A 16842-nucleotide genomic window follows, 5' to 3' on the forward strand; every position below is an offset into this window, starting at 1 on the left:
AACGCCACAACATTGAGCGTCGAACGCACGTTTCAGGCCTTTAACGCTTCTTTTCGGAGCCTTGGTTTGGTTTTTGCATTTTCTCGGTAATCAGCGCTTATTCACGCGCGCGCCCTGCTCCAAAAGAGGTCCTGATGACCATTAGCGACGCACTGCATCGATTGCTACTCGACAACTTGACCACGGCAACCATTCTGCTCGACGACCAACTACGCCTCGAGTACATGAACCCTGCGGCGGAGATGCTGCTGGCGATCAGCGGCCAGCGGAGCCATGGACAGTTCATCAGCGAACTGTTCACCGAATCCGCCGAAGCGCTGAACTCCCTGCGCCAGGCAGTCGAACAAGCCCACCCGTTTACCAAGCGCGAAGCGATGCTCACCGCCCTCACTGGCCAGACCCTGACCGTCGACTACGCGGTGACGCCCATCCTGGCCAACGGCGCCACCCTGTTGCTGCTGGAAGTTCATCCCCGCGACCGCTTGTTGCGGATCACCAAGGAAGAAGCGCAACTGTCCAAGCAGGAAACCAGCAAGATGCTGGTGCGCGGCCTTGCCCATGAAATCAAGAATCCCCTGGGCGGTATTCGTGGCGCCGCGCAACTGCTGGCCCGGGAGCTCCCGGAAGAAAGCCTGCGCGACTACACCAACGTCATCATTGAAGAAGCCGACCGCCTGCGCAACCTGGTCGACCGCATGCTCGGTTCCAACAAGCTGCCGTCGCTGGCCATGTGCAACATTCACGAAGTGCTGGAGCGCGTCAGCCAACTGGTCGAGGCAGAAAGCCAAGGCTGCATCACGCTGGTGCGCGACTACGATCCAAGTATTCCGGACGTCTTGATCGACCGCGAACAGATGATCCAGGCCGTATTGAACATCGTGCGCAATGCCATGCAGGCCATCAGCGGCCAGAACGAGCTGCGCCTGGGCCGCATTACCCTGCGCACTCGCGCCATGCGCCAGTTCACCATTGGCCATGTGCGCCATCGCCTGGTGACCAAGATCGAGATCACCGACAACGGACCGGGCATTCCTGCGGAACTCCAGGAAACCATTTTCTTTCCCATGGTCAGCGGTCGTCCGGACGGTACCGGACTCGGCCTGGCCATTACCCAGAACATCATCAGCCAGCACCAGGGACTGATCGAATGTGACAGCCATCCAGGCCACACCACGTTCTCGATCTTTCTGCCACTGGAACAAGGAGCCACATCGACATGAGCCGTAGTGAAACCGTGTGGATCGTCGATGACGACCGTTCTATCCGCTGGGTCCTGGAAAAAGCCCTGCAACAGGAAGGCATGAACACGCAAAGCTTCGACAGCGCCGATGGCGTAATGAGCCGCCTGGCGCGCCAGCAGCCGGACGTGATCATTTCCGACATCCGCATGCCCGGCGCCAGTGGCCTGGACCTGTTGGCGCGAATTCGCGAACAACACCCGCGGCTGCCGGTGATCATCATGACCGCGCACTCCGACCTGGACAGCGCTGTCGCTTCCTATCAGGGCGGCGCCTTCGAGTACCTGCCCAAGCCGTTCGACGTCGACGAAGCCGTGTCGTTGGTCAAGCGCGCGAACCAACACGCCCAAGAGCAGCAAGGCCTGGAAGTGGTTCCAACCCTGACCCGCACCCCGGAAATCATCGGTGAAGCGCCGGCCATGCAGGAAGTGTTTCGCGCCATCGGGCGCTTGAGCCACTCCAACATCACGGTGCTGATCAATGGCGAATCCGGTACCGGTAAAGAGCTGGTGGCCCACGCCCTGCACCGACACAGCCCGCGCGCGGCATCCCCGTTCATCGCGTTGAACATGGCCGCCATCCCGAAGGACTTGATGGAGTCCGAGCTGTTCGGCCATGAAAAGGGCGCGTTCACCGGCGCGGCCAACCTGCGTCGCGGTCGCTTTGAACAAGCCGACGGCGGCACGCTGTTCCTCGACGAAATCGGTGACATGCCAGCCGACACCCAGACCCGTTTGCTGCGGGTACTGGCGGACGGCGAGTTCTACCGCGTCGGTGGTCATGTGCCGGTGAAAGTGGATGTGCGCATCATTGCCGCCACCCACCAGAATCTGGAGACCCTGGTACACGCCGGGAAATTCCGCGAAGACTTGTTCCACCGTCTCAACGTCATCCGCATCCATATCCCACGGCTGTCGGACCGTCGCGAAGACATTCCAACCCTCGCCAAGCATTTCCTCAGCCGCGCCGCACAGGAGCTGGCCGTCGAGCCGAAGCTGCTGAAAAGCGAAACCGAGGAATACCTTAAAAACCTGCCGTGGGGCGGCAACGTCCGTCAACTGGAGAACACCTGCCGCTGGATCACGGTCATGGCTTCCGGTCGCGAGGTACACATCAGCGACCTGCCGCCAGAACTGTTGAGCTTGCCGCAGGATTCAGCGCCAGTGACCAATTGGGAGCAGGCGCTGCGCCAGTGGGCCGATCAGGCCCTGGCTCGCGGTCAATCGAGCCTGCTCGACAGCGCCGTACCGGCCTTCGAGCGAATCATGATCGAGACCGCACTCAAGCACACCGCTGGGCGTCGTCGTGATGCGGCGGTGTTGCTGGGCTGGGGACGCAACACCCTGACGCGCAAGATCAAGGAGTTGGGGATGAAGGTCGATGGTGGGGATGATGATGAGGGGGATGAGGGCTAAATAGCCTCTGGATCTTCATCGCCAGGTAAATCCAATCGCGGGCAAGCCCGCTCCTACAGGTTCACCGCTAACCCTGTAGGAGCGGGCTTGCCCGCGATGCTTTTGGGGCCGCATGCACCACCGCAAAGCACCCTGACCTGCAATCGAGCATGCCGCCCACCGGAAAAATCCGCGCACACACCAACAAAACCCTACCACACAAAAACGCGAAAGCCCCGGTCTACGGGGCTTTCGGCATTTCCAACAGCCTTTGTATTGCAACCTGTTAAAAACTGGCACGCCCCCTGCAATAGTCCATTCAGTGATTAGATTCACTACCCGGTTTCGGGGACCTTGGTACAGGCAGGCCGGGGATTCCCCTCTTTACATCGGGCTCACACCGCCATCGCGACGAGCCCAACCCTTTTGGGGCCCTTGATACAGGCAGGTCAGGGGTTCCTTCTTTACACCGGGCTCACGATGCAACGCGCGAGCCCTGCCGTTTTGGGGACCTTGGTACAGGCAGGCCGGGGATTCCCTCTTTTATTGCTCACGGAGATGGATCTCCACTCGCCAGCGGTCATCGACCTCGCTACCGGACCATTCGCCCTGTAACGGTCGGGCCGCCACCACCGATAGCAACAAGCCTTCCTTACTCAACATCAGTCGCCAGTTCACACTCTTTTCATTGAGCTTGAGCTGGCCTTTTTGCGTCCGCCCCTGCGCATCGAACAACAACGCCAGGCTGCCGTCCACGAACTCGCCATGGGTCTTGGGCTCGTTGTTGAACCACACCACCAGCCCGTCGCTCGTCACCTCGACCGTTTGCAGCTCGCTGGGTTCGGGCGTGGTCAGGCGACCGATCATCAAGCCCACCATCAACCCGAAAATCGCCAGCGAGCCCATCACCCGCGGGAATAGTTTCGAACGCTGGTCTGCTTGCGGCGTAGAATGCCCGTCATCTTTATTTGCGGAGCCGTGCATGTTTCACGTCATCCTTTTCCAACCAGAAATTCCGCCGAATACCGGCAACGTTATCAGGCTGTGCGCCAACAGTGGCTGCCACCTGCATTTGATCGAACCGCTGGGCTTCGAGATGGATGATAAGCGCCTGCGCCGGGCCGGTCTCGACTACCACGAGTATGCCACTCTGCAACGCCATGCTGACCTGGCCAGTTGCCTGGAAAGCCTGGGGCATCCGCGCTTGTTCGCCTTCACCACCAAGGGTTCGCGACCGTTTCACGACGCCAGCTTCGCTGCGGGCGACGCATTCCTGTTCGGTCCGGAGAGCCGTGGCTTGCCAGCTGAGGTGCTCGACGCCCTGCCGGGCGAACAACGCCTGCGCCTGCCGATGCGCGAGGGCTGCCGTAGCCTGAACCTGTCGAACACGGTGGCCGTAGCGGTTTATGAAGCCTGGCGGCAGAACGACTTCAAGTAAGCCCAGAATCACTCTTGCCTGATAGAAACAATCGCGGGCAAGCCCGCTCCCACAGTGGACAAGGTGAGTCACAAATTGTGTGAACACCAAAAATCCCTGTGGGAGCGGGCTTGCCCGCGATTTTTAGCAGCGCCGCTTACTGAACGGTCGGCGTCTCGCCAGCCGCCTGCATGCGTTGCAGTTCCTGGGCATACAGCGCGTCGAAGTTCACCGGGGCCAGCATCAGCGCCGGGAACGAACCGCGGGTCACCAGGCTGTCCAGGGTTTCGCGCGCGTACGGGAACAGGATGTTCGGGCAGAACGCGCCCAGGGTGTGGCTCATCGAAGCGTCGTCCAGGTTCTTGATCAGGAAGATCCCGGCCTGTTGTACTTCAGCGATGAACGCCACTTCGTCACCGTTTTTCACGGTCACGGACAGGGTCAGCACGACTTCGTGGAAGTCGGCTTCCAGGGCCTTTTGACGGGTGTTCAGATCCAGACCGACGCTCGGCTCCCATTGCTGGCGGAAGATCGCCGGGCTTTTCGGGGCTTCGAAGGACAAGTCGCGTACGTAGATGCGCTGCAGGGAGAATTGCGGTGCGCTATCGTCTTCGGCAGCTGCAGTGTTCTGTTGGTCAGTCATCTCAGATCCTTTCTGATCTCGGGGTCTAGTAGGGGAAACACTCAGGCCTTGAGCAGCGCGTCGAGCTTGCCGGCGCGCTCAAGGGCAAACAAATCATCGCAGCCACCCACGTGTCGCTCGCCTATCCAGATTTGCGGCACGGAAGTACGTCCGGCCTTCTGGGCCATGGCGGCGCGCACCTGTGGCTTGCCATCGACCTTGATCTCTTCGAAGGCCACGCCTTTATTCTCGAGCAGGTACTTGGCTCGCGAGCAGTAAGGGCAGTAATCGCTGGAGTAGACGACGACGTTGCTCATGTCACTTCACCAGCGGCAGGTTGTCGCCTTTCCAGCTGGAGATGCCGCCGGACAGCTTGGCGGCGGTGAAACCGGACTTCATCAACTCGCGGGCATGGGTGCCTGCGGTCTGGCCCATGGCGTCGACCAGGATGATGGTTTTGGCCTTGTGCTTTTCCAGTTCGCCAATGCGTGCGGTCAGCTTGTCGTGGGGAATGTTCAGCGCGCCAACGATGTGACCGGCGGCGTAGTCCTTGGCGGCACGGATGTCGATGACGACGCCGGCGTCCTTGTTGACCAGGCCGGTCAATTCAGCGGTGCTCAGGCTGCGGCCGCCGCCTTGCATCTGATAAGCGATCAGCGCTGCCAGCAGGATGACGAAAAGACCGACGAGCAGGAAGTGGTTAGTGGCAAATTCAATCAGGTGAGCAACCATCGAAGGAGGTTCCAGGGCGTTAAAATGTCGGCCAGTATACACAGCCACTATGGTGGGCCAAACCCCGTCCGGCGGTGACGCGGCCGGAACTTCGTTTTAAACTGCGACTCCTTTGCATCGCCCTCTTTTATTCAGCCACGAGTCGAATCCATGACTACCACGCCTAAACCTTTGGTCCTGATCATTCTCGACGGCTTCGGTCACAGCGACAGCCCAGAGTCCAACGCCGTGTTCGCGGCGAAGAAACCTGTACTGGACCGCCTGTGGGCTACGGTACCGAACGGCCTGATCTCGGGCAGCGGCATGGATGTCGGCCTGCCGGACGGCCAGATGGGCAACTCCGAAGTCGGCCACATGAACCTCGGCGCTGGCCGCGTGGTGTACCAGGACTTCACTCGCGTGACCAAATCGATCCGCGACGGCGAGTTCTTCGAGAACCCGACCATCTGTGCCGCCGTGGACAAGGCCGTGGCTGCCGGCAAGGCTGTGCACTTCATGGGCCTGCTGTCCGACGGCGGTGTGCACAGCCATCAGGATCACCTGGTGGCCATGGCCGAACTCGCGTTCAAGCGTGGCGCCGAGAAAATCTATCTGCATGCCTTCCTCGATGGTCGCGACACACCGCCTAAAAGCGCCGAGTCGTCCATCGAACTGCTCGACGCGACGTTCCAGGCCCTCGGCAAGGGCCGCATCGCCAGCATCATTGGTCGTTACTTCGCCATGGACCGTGACAACCGTTGGGATCGCGTGGCCCAGGCCTACAACCTGATTGCCGACGGCAAAGGCGAATACCACGCTGCCACCGCCCAGGACGGCCTGAAGGCGGCCTACGAACGAGGCGAGAGCGACGAATTCGTCAAAGCCACCTCCATCGGAGAACCGGTGAAGGTCGAAGACGGCGACGCCGTGGTGTTCATGAACTTCCGCGCCGACCGTGCCCGTGAACTGACCCGCGTGTTCGTCGAGGACGATTTCAAGGAATTCGAGCGCAGCCGCCAGCCGAAACTGGCCGGTTTCGTCATGCTGACCCAATACGCCGCCAGCATTCCTGCGCCATCGGCCTTCGCCGCCGGCAGTCTGGATAACGTGCTGGGCGACTACCTGGCAAAAAATGGCAAGACCCAGCTGCGCATTGCCGAAACCGAGAAGTATGCGCACGTCACCTTCTTCTTCTCCGGCGGGCGCGAAGAACCGTTCCCGGGTGAGGAACGCATCCTGATCCCGTCGCCAAAAGTCGCCACCTACGACCTGCAGCCTGAAATGAGCGCACCGGAAGTCACCGACCGCATCGTCGACGCCATTGAAAACCAGCGTTATGACGTGATCGTGGTCAACTACGCCAACGGTGACATGGTCGGCCACAGCGGCGTGTTCGAAGCGGCCGTCAAAGCCGTCGAGTGCCTGGATCAATGCGTCGGTCGCATCGTCGATGCCCTGGAGAAAGTCGGCGGCGAAGCGTTGATCACTGCCGACCACGGTAACGTCGAGCAAATGGCCGACGAATCCACTGGTCAGGCCCACACCGCCCACACCACCGAGCCGGTGCCGTTCATCTATGTCGGCAAGCGTGACCTCAAGGTCCGCGAAGGTGGCGTGCTGGCGGACGTGGCGCCCACCATGCTCAAACTGCTGGGCCTGGAAAAACCGGCGGAAATGACCGGGACTTCGATCCTCGTCTGACTTTGTGGGAGCGGCGGTGCGAGCAAGTCGAGTCGTCGCACCGCCGCTTCCACAGGGTGTTCCGCAAAAGTTTTCCGGGTTTTTCGGGCCAGTTATCACACAGCCCCATTTGGGCGTTTTTTTTGCAGCGTATGGCGGGCATACTAGGCCGTCCCTAACCCTGGTGCCGCCTGTCTCTATGCTTCGCGTCCTGATAGCTCTTGCTCTGACTTGCCTGCTCCAACCGGCTTTCGCCGACGAGCGCGCGCAAACCCAACAACAGTTGGACGCCACGCGTCAGGACATTGCCGAGCTGAAAAAACTGCTGGGCAAGCTGCAGGAAGAAAAGTCCGGCGTCCAGAAGGACCTCAAGGGCACCGAAACCGAGATGGGCAAGCTCGAGAAGCAGGTCGAAACCTTGCAGAAAGAGCTGAAAAAAAGCGAAACCGAGCTGCAACGGCTCGATGCGGAGAAAAAAACTCCAGAGCGCGCGCACTGAACAGCAACGACTGATCGCCATCCAGGCCCGCGCGGCCTACCAGAATGGCCGTCAGGAGTACCTGAAACTGCTGCTCAACCAGCAAAATCCGGAAAAATTCGCCCGCACCCTCACCTATTACGATTACCTGAGCCAGGCCCGCCTGGAGCAGTTGAAGAACTTCAACGAAACCCTGCGCCAACTGGCCAATGTCGAAAAAGACATCGGCCTGCAACAGGCGCAATTGCTGGTGCAGAAGAGCAGCCTCGACACCCAGCGCGATGAACTCGAGAAAGTCCGCAAGGAGCGCCAGCAAGTCCTGGCCAAACTCAACGACGATGTAAAGGCGCGAGACCAGAAACTCGCTGCCCGCGAGCAGGATCAGGCAGACCTGTCTAAAGTCCTTAAAACCATCGAGGAAACCCTGGCTCGCCAGGCTCGTGAGGCAGAAGAAGCGCGACAAAAAGCGCTGATCGCCCAGCAGGAAGCCGAAAAAAAGCGTTTACGTGAGGCTCAGGCTGACGCAGATGCCAGCGACGCCCCACGCAAAACAACCAAATCGACACCCGGCGCGCTGGTTTCCAGTTCAGGTGAAACCTTCGGCGGCCCCTTTGCGTCAACTCGCGGCAAACTTCCATGGCCAGTTGATGGTCGATTGCTGGCACGTTTTGGTGAAACCCGTGGCGACGACTCGCGCACCAAGTGGGATGGTGTGATGATCAGCGCCTCCGCCGGCAGCCAGGTGCACGCCGTACACGGCGGGCGGGTGGTGTTCGCCGACTGGTTGCGCGGCGCCGGCCTGCTGGTGATCCTGGATCATGGCAATGGTTTTTTGAGTCTTTACGGTCACAACCAGACGCTGCTCAAGTCTGCGGGTGACGTGGTAAAAGCCGGTGAGTCCATCTCCACTGTCGGCAACAGTGGCGGGCAGGACACACCAGCGCTGTATTTCGCAATTCGTCAGCAGGGTCACCCCAGTGATCCGGCCCAATGGTGCCGCACGCAAGGATAAGCGTGCCGCCTAATTCAGGAGTTTGTTCGACATGCTGCATTTGTCTCGCCTTACCTCGCTGGCCCTGACGATCGCCCTGGTGATCGGCGCGCCCCTGGCGTTCGCTGCTCAACCGGCTGCGGCGGTCGCGCCTGCAGGCACTGCTGCAACCACCAAAGCGCCATTGCCGCTGGATGAGTTGCGCACCTTTGCCGAGGTCATGGACCGGATCAAGGCGGCCTATGTCGAACCGGTGGACGACAAGACACTGCTGGAAAACGCCATCAAGGGCATGCTCAGCAATCTAGACCCACACTCCGCCTACCTGGGCCCGGAAGACTTCGCTGAATTGCAGGAAAGCACCAGCGGCGAATTCGGAGGCCTGGGCATCGAAGTCGGCGCCGAAGACGGCTTTATCAAGGTGGTCTCGCCGATCGATGACACCCCAGCTTCCAAAGCGGGCATCCAGGCTGGCGACTTCATCGTCAAGATCAACGGCCAGCCTACTCGCGGCCAGAGCATGACCGAAGCCGTGGACAAGATGCGCGGCAAGATCGGCCAGAAGATCACCCTGACCCTGGTCCGCGATGGCGGCACCCCGTTCGACGTGACCCTGACCCGCGCCATTATCCAGGTGAAAAGCGTGAAGGCGCAGTTGCTGGAGTCCGGCTACGGCTACATCCGCATCACCCAGTTCCAGGTCAAGACCGGCGAGGAAGTCTCCAAGGCCCTGGCCAAGCTGCGCAAGGACAACGGCAAGAAGCTCAATGGCATCATCCTGGACCTGCGCAACAACCCGGGCGGCGTGCTGCAGGCGGCGGTGGAAGTCGTCGACCACTTCATCACCAAGGGCCTGATCGTCTACACCAAGGGCCGTATCGCCAACTCCGAACTGCGCTTCTCCGCCACCGGCAAAGACGAAAGCGAAGCAGTGCCGATGGTGGTACTGATCAACGGCGGCAGCGCCTCGGCGTCGGAAATCGTCGCCGGCGCCCTGCAGGACCAGAAACGCGCGGTGGTCATGGGCACCAACAGCTTCGGCAAGGGCTCGGTACAAACCGTGTTGCCACTCAACAACGACCGCGCCTTGAAGATCACCACGGCACTGTACTACACACCAAATGGTCGCTCGATCCAGGCCCAGGGCATCGTGCCAGACATCGAAGTGCGCAAGGCCAAGATCACCAGCGAGCAGGACAGCGAGTACTTCAAGGAAGCCGACCTGCAAGGTCACCTGGGCAATGGCAACGGCGGCGCGGACAAGCCAAGTGGTTCGAGCAGCAAAGCCAAGGCCATGCCGCAGGATGATGATTACCAGCTGGCACAGGCCTTGAGCCTGCTCAAAGGTCTGAGCATCACTTCCGGCCGCTGAGATGCGCCTGCAGTTGCTCCTCGGCCTGTTGGCCTGCCTGGCGGGTGTTGCCCATGCAACGCCCGCCACCCCAACCCCGCAAAAGGCCTACCTGAGCCTGATCATCGATGACCTGGGGCAGAGCCTGCCCCGGGATCGCCGTGTGCTGGCCCTGCCCGGTCCAGTGACGGCGGCGATCATGCCCGACACGCCCCATGCCACCGAATTCGCCCGCGAAGCTCATCGCGCCGGCAAAACCGTCATCCTGCACATGCCCATGGACCCAGCCACCGGCCCGTTCGCGTGGCATCCCGAGTTACCTATCGAAGAACTGGAAAAACGCCTGAACGCGGCGTTCAAGAGGGTGCCCTATACCGCAGGCATCAATAACCACATGGGCAGCCGCATGACTGCACAACCTGCGGCCATGGCCTGGTTGATGGCGGATTTGCAGCAACGGCACAAGTTCTTCGTCGACAGCCGTACCAGTGCTCAAACGGTGGCGGCGGCCCAGGCGCAGAAGATTGGCCTGGCGAGCGTTTCACGGGATGTGTTCCTGGACGATGAACGCACCGAGGCGGCGATTTTCACCCAGCTACAGACCGCGATAAGTCTGGCGCGCAAGCAGGGTTCGGCGGTGATGATCGGCCACCCTTATCCGCAGACATTGACGGTGCTGGAGCGTGAACTGCCCAAGCTCAAGGCGCAGGGCATTGACTGGATCGACATCAAGTTGATGATCAGCGTACGCAGCAACAAGGCAATGGCGGGGCATGGGAAGGATGGGGTTTATCGCTGACTACTTGATACTGTTTTCAGGTGGGAGCGGGCAAGTCGAGTCGTCGCACCGCCGCTCCCACAGGGAACAGAGTTAATCAGAGATACCGCGCCATGATCTCGTCGACGCCGCCATCCTTGCGCAACTGATCCAGCGCAGCCTGTAGCTTGGCGACGGTTTCGTCCGGCACGTCCTTGTTAAGCGCCAGGTACAACTCGGCACTGTTGAAGCGCAATACCGTCTTGAGCCCCGTCACGCCGTCCTGGCGCGCCAGGTAGCGCCCCGCCGGGTCACCGGTCGCCCACAGATCGATCTGGCCGCTGGTGAGTTTCTTCGCGTTGTCCTGATCGCGCAGTACGACAATCGGTTTCAGTCCCTGCTTGGCCAGGGTCTCGGCGATCGCATCACCTTTGTACGCACCGATCTTGTACTTGCGCGCATCGTCCAGGGTTTCCAGGGTGATCTTGCTGTCTGCCTTGGCCAGCATGATCCAGTCGTCCGGACCAATCGGGCCGACCCACTTGAACAGCTTCTCGCGGTCGGGCAGCCGCGCCATCACGAACACGCCATAACCCGGCTTCTCGAGGGCAAGCTTGTAGATGCGCTCCCAAGGGAATCGCAGCGTCAGACTGTAGGAAATTTCGGCGCGCTTGAAGATCTCGCGAACGATGTCGACGGCGATGCCGTTGATGTTCTCGTCCTGGGCAAAGTTCTTGCCGTTTTTGGCCATGTTGTAGGGCGGGAAGTTTTCCGTGAGCAACACGAGGTCGGCATCGGGATTCCCTGCCGAGTGAGCTCCATTGACGAACAGGAGGGAAACGCTGGCGAGAGCAAGAAGCAGGCGTTTGATCATGTCAGGCTACCGAAATCCATGGCGTACCCAAGAGTGCCCTGAGCGTGTGGCGCTGTCTACTGGCCTTTTGATCTCATTGCACAGCAAAGCCTCGGAACATCGTGTTCCGAGGCTTCGGCAGTCAGCGCATGACGATACCGCGATGGGCCATATAGGCCTTGGCTTCCTGCACGGTGTATTCACCGAAGTGGAAAATGCTGGCCGCCAATACCGCACTGGCATGGCCTTCGAGAATACCGTCGGCCAGGTGTTGCAGGTTGCCGACACCACCGGAAGCGATCACCGGAATACCCAGCGCATCGCTGATCGCACGGGTTACGCCCAAGTCGAAACCGTTTTTCATGCCGTCCTGGTCCATGCTGGTCAGGAGGATTTCACCGGCTCCCAGGCCTTCCATCTTTTTCGCCCATTCGACGGCGTCGAGACCGGTCGGCTTGCGGCCGCCGTGGGTGAAGATCTCCCAGCGCGGCGTTTCGCCTGGCCCGGATACCTTTTTTGCGTCGATGGCCACGACGATGCACTGCGAACCAAAATGCTGCGCCGCTTCGCCGACGAACTCCGGGTTGAATACTGCGGCGGTGTTGATCGAGACCTTGTCCGCGCCCGCATTGAGCAAATTACGGATGTCCTGCACGGTGCGCACACCACCGCCGACGGTCAGCGGGATGAACACCTGGCTGGCCATGCGCTCGACAGTGTGCAGCGTGGTGTCCCGGCCATCGACGCTGGCAGTGATGTCGAGAAAGGTAATCTCGTCGGCACCCTGCTCGTCATAACGACGGGCGATTTCCACCGGATCGCCGGCATCGCGGATGTTCTCGAACTTCACACCTTTGACGACCCGGCCGTTGTCTACGTCCAGGCAGGGGATGATGCGCTTGGCTAAAGCCATAGGCTTAATCTCCGATTAAGAGTTGCAAGCTTCAAGCTACAAGCTACAAGTAGAAGCGGATCGCGTCGCGCCTCCAACTTGCAGCTTGGAGCTTACAGCTTGGAGCTGGCCGCGTAGCCATCACAGAACGCTTGAGCCTCAGCGACATCCAGAGTGCCCTCGTAAATCGCGCGGCCTGTAATCGCGCCGATGATGCCGGGTGCGCGGGCGTCGAGCAGCGACTTGATGTCACCCAGGTTGTGGATGCCACCGGACGCAATCACCGGGATCTTCGTGGCAGCGGCCAGCGCGGCGGTGAACGGTACGTTGCAGCCCTGCATCATGCCGTCTTTGGCAATGTCGGTGTAAACAATGGCGGACACGCCATCGGCTTCGAACTGCTTGGCCAGGTCGATCACCTGAACGGTGCTGATTTCAGCCCAGCCGTCGGTGGCGACGAAACCGTCCTTGGCGTCGAGGCCGACGATCACCTTGCCCGGGAACGCACGGCAGGCTTCGGTAACGAAGGCCGGGTCTTTCACGGCCTTGGTGCCGATGATCACGTAGCTCACGCCTGCCTTGACGTAGTGCTCGATGGTTTCCAGGGAACGGATGCCCCCACCAATCTGGATCGGCAGATTCGGGTAGCGCTTGGCGATGGCCGTGACCACCTCACCGTTGACCGGCTGACCTTCGAAGGCGCCGTTCAGGTCGACCAGATGCAGACGGCGGCAACCGCCCTCCACCCACTTGGCAGCCATGCTCACCGGGTCATCGGAGAACACCGTGGAATCTTCCATGCGGCCCTGGCGCAGACGAACACAGGCACCGTCTTTAAGATCGATAGCGGGAATAATGAGCATGCTTTTTCCTTCGTCAAAAGAGCTGCTAGCTGCAAGCCATAAGCTGCAAGCGAGCGGCACACAAGTTCTTGCAGCTTGAAGCTTGCGGCTTGCAGCTGCTAATTCTTTTCAAGCGCCCACAAGTCGCTTTCGATGCTTTCGAACCTCTCCTTGAGGTTCGCCTGCACATCGAAAATCGCCCTGTTGTAATAATGCGGAGCAATTTCACGGGTAAACAGCTCAAGGATTTCGGCCGCTTCGAACGAACCCAGGTCCAGTTCGAAGCGATCCTCCATGAAGCGCTGGATCTTTTGATTGGCCTCACGCTCCTGTTCGGGCGTGAGGGTCAGGATCGGCGGCTTCTTCTTGACGGCCATTTACCAGCGCCCGTCCCACGCCGCGAAGTTCTGCAGCAATTGCAGGCCATGGGTATGGCTTTTCTCGGGGTGGAACTGCACCGCGAAACGCGAGCCATCGGCCAGCGCGGCGGCGAAATCGACACCGTAGTGACCGCTGCCCACCACCTGACGCGCGTTGGCGGCGGCGATGTAATAGCTGTGCACGAAGTAGAACCGCGCCATGTCTGGAATGTCATGCCACAGCGGGTGATTGACCGCCTGCTTGACCTGGTTCCAGCCCATGTGTGGCACTTTGAGGTGCTCGCCGTCTTCGTGCAGGTCCTTGCCGAAGAACTTCACTTCACCGGGAAACAGACCGATGCAGTCGACGCCGCCGTTTTCTTCGCTGCTGTCGAGCAAGGCTTGCATGCCCACGCAGATACCGAGGAACGGGCGGTCCTGGCTGACTTCACGCACCAGCGTATCGAAGCCCAGGCGACGAATCTCCGCCATGCAATCGCGAATTGCGCCAACACCCGGGAACACTACCCGGTCGGCTTCGCGAATGACGTTGGCATCGCTGGTGATCAGCACCTTGCCGGCACCCACGTGCTCGAGGGCCTTGGCCACCGAGTGCAGGTTACCCATGCCGTAATCGATTACCGCAACCGTCTGCATTACAGGACGCCCTTGGTCGATGGCATCTGACCGGCCATGCGGTCATCGAGCTCGACGGCCATGCGCAGGGCGCGGCCAAAGGCCTTGAACACGGTTTCGATCTGGTGGTGGGTGTTGTGGCCGCGCAGGTTGTCGATGTGCAGCGTGACGTTGGCGTGGTTGACGAAGCCCTGGAAAAACTCCTGGAACAGGTCAACGTCGAAACCGCCGACGGTGGCACGGGTATACGGAACATGCATCTGCAGGCCCGGACGGCCAGAGAAGTCGATGACCACGCGCGACAGCGCTTCATCGAGCGGCACGTAGGCGTGGCCGTAGCGACGAATGCCTTTCTTGTCACCGATAGCCTGTGTGAACGCCTGGCCCAGGGTGATACCGACGTCTTCCACGGTGTGGTGGTCGTCGATATGCAGGTCGCCCTTGCTGACGATATCCAGGTCGATCAGCCCGTGACGGGCGATCTGGTCGAGCATGTGCTCAAGAAAAGGAACACCGATGTCAAACCGGGCCTTGCCGGTGCCATCCAGGTTGATCGAGGCTTTGATCTGGGTTTCCAGAGTGTCGCGCTCGACAGACGCCTTACGTTCGGCCATCACCAGCTCCGCAAAATCATTGGGCGAAAAAGGCAACCATTATAGGCGCGCGGGCGGCAAACAGATACACGGGAGGTGATATCACTGACGGATAGAAATCCCGTCGGTCGGGGATGTACATGTGCGTACAAGCTGCGAACCGGGGATGTGAAAACCACTGTAGGAGCGGGCTTGCCCGCGATAGCGGTGTTTCAGTCAACTCTTCTTTGACTGTCAGACCGCTATCGCGGGCAGGCCCGCTCCTACAGGTTTTGGTTCACAGGACTGGCCCGAACCCCATAAGGCCCGGGCCAAATCGCTTAGTGGAACAGCACCGCCGTTTTCTGCAGGGTCACCCAGATGCCCCATGCCAACGGAATGCCCACCACCAGCCAGGCAGCGATCGCCAACGGCTTGGTGCCAGGCGCTGCTTTCCACTCCAGCACGGTGCTGGCGTCAGCACCCTTGTCGTGGCCCAGCGCCTGTTCGGCCGCCAGTTCAGCGTCGGTCATGAAGTACTTGTCGGCTACCGGACGCACCAGCATGTTGCAGATGAAGCCCAGCACCAGCAGGCCGGCGAGGATGTACAAGGTGATGTCATAGGCGGCGGCGCGTTCAACGCCGATGCTCAACTGATACTCACGCAGGTAGTTCACCAGCACCGGACCCAGTACGCCCGCCGCCGCCCAGGCAGTCAGCAGTCGACCGTGGATTGCGCCAACCATTTGCGTACCGAACAGGTCCGCCAGATAGGCTGGAACGGTAGCGAAACCACCGCCGTACATCGACAGGATGATGCAGAACGCCGCCACGAACAGCGCGACGTTGCCCAGGTGACCCAGGTTCGGAATCAGCGCGTACAGGGCAAAACCCAATGCGAAGAACACGAAGTAGGTGTTTTTGCGACCCAGGTAGTCCGAGAACGATGCCCAGAAGAAGCGGCCGCCGATGTTGAACAGGCTCAGCAGACCCGTGAAACCGGCAGCGATGGCCGCGATCGAGGCCAGTTGACCCGCGTCCAGTTGGCCGAACGGCAGGTCATTGCCTAGCAGCTTGCCGCCGAACACTTCCTGCAACAGTGGCGACGCCATGCCCAGGATGCCGATACCCGCCGAAACGTTCAGGCACAGCACCAGCCAGACCAGACGGAATTGCGGGGTTTTCCACGCCACATTCACGTGCACGTGACGATGGGTGATCATCGCGTTCGAGGCTTTTTTTGCCGGCGCGGTCCAGCCCTCAGGCTTCCAGCCGGTTGGCGGAACTCGATAGGACAGCGCGCCACCGATCATGAACACGAAGTAGATCGCAGCCATCACCAAAAAGCTCTGCCACACGCCCACGCTGGTTGGCGAAGCGAAGTGGCCCATCAGGGCGGCAGCCAGTGGCGCACCGACCATCGCACCACCACCGAAGCCCATGATGGCCATACCGGTCGCCATGCCTCGTTTGTCCGGGAACCACTTGATCAGGGTCGACACCGGCGAGATGTAGCCCAGGCCCAGACCGATACCACCAATGACCCCGGAACCGATCCACATCAGCCAGATCTGGTGCGTGTATACGCCCAGCGCCGAAATCAGCAGGCCGCCGCACCAGCACAGTGCGGAAACAACGCCCGCCTTGCGTGGACCGGCGTGCTCCAGCCAGCCACCCCAGATCGCTGCAGAGCAGCCCAGGAAGATGAAGAACAGGGTGTAGATCCAGCCGAGCATCGAGATCGGCCAGTCGCATTGCGAAGAGAAAACCTGCGCGATGAAGCTCATGTCAGGTTCGCAGGCTACAGCCTTGGTGACGCCCAGTGCTTTGGACAGCGGCAGCCAAAACACCGAGAAACCATAGGCCATGCCGATGCAAAGGTGGATGGCCAGAGCGGCCGGTGGTACCAGCCAACGGTTGAAACCGGGCTTGGCGATAATGCGTTCCTTGGACAGGAACGAGGGCTTGTCGGCGCTATAGCCGTCCGCCGTGGTGCTAGTGCTCATTAGGTATCCCCCAATTATTAGAATGGTTCGCCAGCCACTCCTC

Annotated in this window: 17 protein-coding genes and 1 pseudogene; 7 read left to right on the plus strand and 11 right to left on the minus strand. The window is 60.4% G+C overall.

Annotated elements, in window-relative coordinates; genetic code table 11:
• Positions 1 to 134 precede the first annotated feature (134 nt).
• Both glnL and ntrC read left to right on the plus strand, forming a co-directional pair.
• Positions 135 to 1220 carry a nitrogen regulation protein NR(II) gene (glnL, locus tag AB4O36_RS24610; RefSeq protein ID WP_460118926.1) on the plus strand — a complete coding sequence of 362 codons (1086 nt, stop codon included), beginning with the start codon at positions 135 to 137 and terminating at the stop codon, positions 1218 to 1220.
• Positions 1217 to 2653, plus strand: a complete 1437-nt coding sequence (gene ntrC, locus AB4O36_RS24615) for a nitrogen regulation protein NR(I) (protein ID WP_460118927.1) — start codon at positions 1217 to 1219, stop codon at positions 2651 to 2653. Before glnL ends, ntrC begins: the two co-directional genes overlap by 4 nt.
• 522 nt (positions 2654 to 3175) lie before the next feature.
• Here the strand turns inward: ntrC and AB4O36_RS24620 are convergent.
• Positions 3176 to 3616: a hypothetical protein gene (locus AB4O36_RS24620; RefSeq protein ID WP_460118930.1), complete on the minus strand. Its 441-nt coding sequence runs from the start codon at positions 3614 to 3616 to the stop codon at positions 3176 to 3178.
• Here AB4O36_RS24620 and trmL point away from each other — a divergent pair.
• Entirely contained in the window at positions 3615 to 4070 is a 456-nt protein-coding gene (gene trmL / locus AB4O36_RS24625) for a tRNA (uridine(34)/cytosine(34)/5-carboxymethylaminomethyluridine(34)-2'-O)-methyltransferase TrmL (RefSeq protein ID WP_460118932.1), read from the plus strand. The genes AB4O36_RS24620 and trmL overlap by 2 nt on opposite strands.
• A gap of 136 nt (positions 4071 to 4206) precedes the next feature.
• Here trmL and secB read toward each other — a convergent pair whose 3' ends face one another.
• Genes secB through AB4O36_RS24640 form a run of 3 tightly spaced genes read right to left on the minus strand, consistent with a single transcriptional unit; the run spans position 4207 to position 5403 of the window.
• The gene (gene secB, locus AB4O36_RS24630) at positions 4207 to 4692 is read right to left on the minus strand and encodes a protein-export chaperone SecB (RefSeq protein ID WP_460118934.1); all 486 of its coding nucleotides are present in this window, start codon (positions 4690 to 4692) and stop codon (positions 4207 to 4209) included.
• A gap of 41 nt (positions 4693 to 4733) precedes the next feature.
• Positions 4734 to 4988, minus strand: coding sequence for a glutaredoxin 3 (gene grxC, locus AB4O36_RS24635; RefSeq protein WP_192307535.1), 255 nt, complete (start codon positions 4986 to 4988; stop codon positions 4734 to 4736).
• A gap of 1 nt (position 4989) precedes the next feature.
• Positions 4990 to 5403 carry a rhodanese-like domain-containing protein gene (locus tag AB4O36_RS24640; protein ID WP_460118936.1) on the minus strand — a complete coding sequence of 138 codons (414 nt, stop codon included), beginning with the start codon at positions 5401 to 5403 and terminating at the stop codon, positions 4990 to 4992.
• Positions 5404 to 5553: 150 nt separating this feature from the next.
• Here AB4O36_RS24640 and gpmI point away from each other — a divergent pair, with 150 nt between their 5' ends.
• The 4 genes and pseudogenes from gpmI (at position 5554) to AB4O36_RS24660 (ending at position 10681) form a co-directional block, all read left to right on the plus strand.
• On the plus strand, positions 5554 to 7083 hold the full coding sequence (gene gpmI / locus AB4O36_RS24645; protein ID WP_460118938.1) for a 2,3-bisphosphoglycerate-independent phosphoglycerate mutase: 1530 nt from the start codon (positions 5554 to 5556) through the stop codon (positions 7081 to 7083).
• Positions 7084 to 7261: 178 nt separating this feature from the next.
• A pseudogene (locus AB4O36_RS24650) lies at positions 7262 to 8552 on the plus strand (murein hydrolase activator EnvC family protein).
• Between the two features lie 31 nt (positions 8553 to 8583).
• A complete protein-coding gene (locus AB4O36_RS24655) occupies positions 8584 to 9903 on the plus strand; it encodes a S41 family peptidase (protein WP_460118939.1) in 1320 nt (439 codons plus the stop codon).
• A gap of 1 nt (position 9904) precedes the next feature.
• Entirely contained in the window at positions 9905 to 10681 is a 777-nt protein-coding gene (locus tag AB4O36_RS24660; RefSeq protein WP_460140471.1) for a divergent polysaccharide deacetylase family protein, read from the plus strand.
• A gap of 76 nt (positions 10682 to 10757) precedes the next feature.
• Here the strand turns inward: AB4O36_RS24660 and AB4O36_RS24665 are convergent, their stop codons facing one another.
• The 7 genes from AB4O36_RS24665 to AB4O36_RS24695 all read right to left on the minus strand — a co-directional run bounded on the left by AB4O36_RS24665 (position 10758) and on the right by AB4O36_RS24695 (position 16799).
• Positions 10758 to 11513: a substrate-binding periplasmic protein gene (locus AB4O36_RS24665; protein WP_460118943.1), complete on the minus strand. Its 756-nt coding sequence runs from the start codon at positions 11511 to 11513 to the stop codon at positions 10758 to 10760.
• A gap of 121 nt (positions 11514 to 11634) precedes the next feature.
• Complete coding sequence (gene hisF / locus AB4O36_RS24670; protein ID WP_007897430.1) at positions 11635 to 12405, minus strand: imidazole glycerol phosphate synthase subunit HisF; 771 nt, start codon at positions 12403 to 12405, stop codon at positions 11635 to 11637.
• A 92-nt stretch (positions 12406 to 12497) separates the two neighbouring features.
• Positions 12498 to 13247, minus strand: a complete 750-nt coding sequence (gene hisA / locus AB4O36_RS24675) for a 1-(5-phosphoribosyl)-5-[(5-phosphoribosylamino)methylideneamino]imidazole-4-carboxamide isomerase (protein WP_460118945.1) — start codon at positions 13245 to 13247, stop codon at positions 12498 to 12500.
• A gap of 98 nt (positions 13248 to 13345) precedes the next feature.
• Complete coding sequence (locus AB4O36_RS24680) at positions 13346 to 13603, minus strand: DUF2164 domain-containing protein (RefSeq protein ID WP_460140472.1); 258 nt, start codon at positions 13601 to 13603, stop codon at positions 13346 to 13348.
• The gene (gene hisH / locus AB4O36_RS24685; protein ID WP_460118948.1) at positions 13604 to 14242 is read right to left on the minus strand and encodes an imidazole glycerol phosphate synthase subunit HisH; all 639 of its coding nucleotides are present in this window, start codon (positions 14240 to 14242) and stop codon (positions 13604 to 13606) included. It abuts the gene before it with no gap.
• Positions 14242 to 14835: an imidazoleglycerol-phosphate dehydratase HisB gene (gene hisB, locus AB4O36_RS24690; RefSeq protein WP_024778052.1), complete on the minus strand. Its 594-nt coding sequence runs from the start codon at positions 14833 to 14835 to the stop codon at positions 14242 to 14244. Before hisB ends, hisH begins: the two co-directional genes overlap by 1 nt.
• Positions 14836 to 15134: 299 nt before the next feature.
• The gene (locus AB4O36_RS24695; protein WP_460140473.1) at positions 15135 to 16799 is read right to left on the minus strand and encodes an OFA family MFS transporter; all 1665 of its coding nucleotides are present in this window, start codon (positions 16797 to 16799) and stop codon (positions 15135 to 15137) included.
• Positions 16800 to 16842 lie beyond the last annotated feature (43 nt).

The organism is Pseudomonas sp. S2_E01, assembly GCF_054668365.1.